Genomic DNA, 1175 nt, shown 5'->3' with positions numbered 1-1175 from the left:
GAGGATTTCCCGCCGGTGGTGAGGGCTGAGGTCGAAGCCAAGACCCGCCCGGCGGACCATGAGAACAGCGGTCCGATGGGGTTGATCAAGCGGCTGACCAACGGCCTTACCCGCCGCGAGGAAGAGCCGGCCCGGCTCCAGCCGGCGCAGCCGCGCGAACCGAAGCTGCGCCAGGCAGCGCCCGAGATGCGCCGCCTCGCCAGCCAGGATCCTGCGCTCTACGCGCCGCGCCGCGGCCAGCTCGACGATCAGGGCCGGCTGACGCCGCAGGCCCGCACGGTCCAGGAAGACGACCAGCTGGAAATCCCGGCCTTCCTGCGCCGTCAGGCCAACTGAGCGATACGGCGCACCGCCGATCGTTAACGATATATAACGGTTGTTAACAGGCAGACGAGAAACCGTCTGCCTGTTGCTTTGCAAAACATATCAAAAACAATCGCTTACGATCTATTTTTAACAAAATCCCGTGGTTACACGGGGTAAGAAACCGTGATTTGGAGTCTCCAGGGCGGGCCACTATCTTCGCCACGGACTAAAGTCGGTTTGCCGGGATTCGGGGAGTAGCCCTGCCTGCCGATCACACAGAGCCGCGTGCTCTTGCTTATTTTGCCGCATTCCATGCGAGCGCCAGACCGTTCACTGGCTGCAAGATACCCAAGGCCGATGGAGCGGACGCAGGCATTTTGGGCGTATGGGGTTACTCTTGCACGACTATCAGACGACAGTGAAATCGCGCGCGACGCTGACTGGCATCGGCGTCCATAGCGGCAAGACCGTCACCGTTCATTTCCTGCCGGCCGACGCCGATACGGGCATTGTCTTCCATCTTTCGAACGGCGGCGAAACCCGTGAGCTCCGCGCCCTGGTTGCGGAAGTCGGGGCCACCGATCTTTGCACCATGCTTGGCGATCCGGCCGGCGCACATATCGGCACCGTCGAGCATCTGATGGCGACGGTGTTCGGCCTCGGCATCGACAATCTCATCATCGAGATCGACGGCTCGGAAGTTCCGATACTCGACGGCAGCGCCATGGCGTTCGTCGAAGCCTTCGACCAGGCGGGTATCGAGACGCTGGCAGTGAAGCGCCGCTATATCCGCGTCGTCAAGCCGGTGCGCGTGGAAGCCGGCGCGTCCTGGGCGGAATTCCGCCCCTATGACGGCACGCGGTTCGAGG

At 62.6% G+C, this 1175-nt stretch carries 1 protein-coding gene and 1 pseudogene; both read left to right on the top strand.

Going from position 1 to position 1175, the window contains the following annotated elements; translation table 11 throughout:
• Window positions 1–336: pseudogene (locus EOA28_RS36400) on the top strand (cell division protein FtsZ); the annotation flags it as partial.
• A 355-nt stretch (window positions 337–691) separates the two neighbouring features.
• A partial coding sequence (locus tag EOA28_RS36395; protein WP_189342398.1) for a UDP-3-O-acyl-N-acetylglucosamine deacetylase occupies window positions 692–1175 on the top strand: 484 nt, incomplete at its 3' end.

This window comes from Mesorhizobium sp. M2A.F.Ca.ET.067.02.1.1 (assembly GCF_004023285.1).
In the GTDB taxonomy this organism is placed as follows: Bacteria; Pseudomonadota; Alphaproteobacteria; order Rhizobiales; family Rhizobiaceae; genus Mesorhizobium.
Note: the sequence above shows the minus strand (reverse complement) of the source record. Positions and strands in the feature narration are given on the sequence as shown.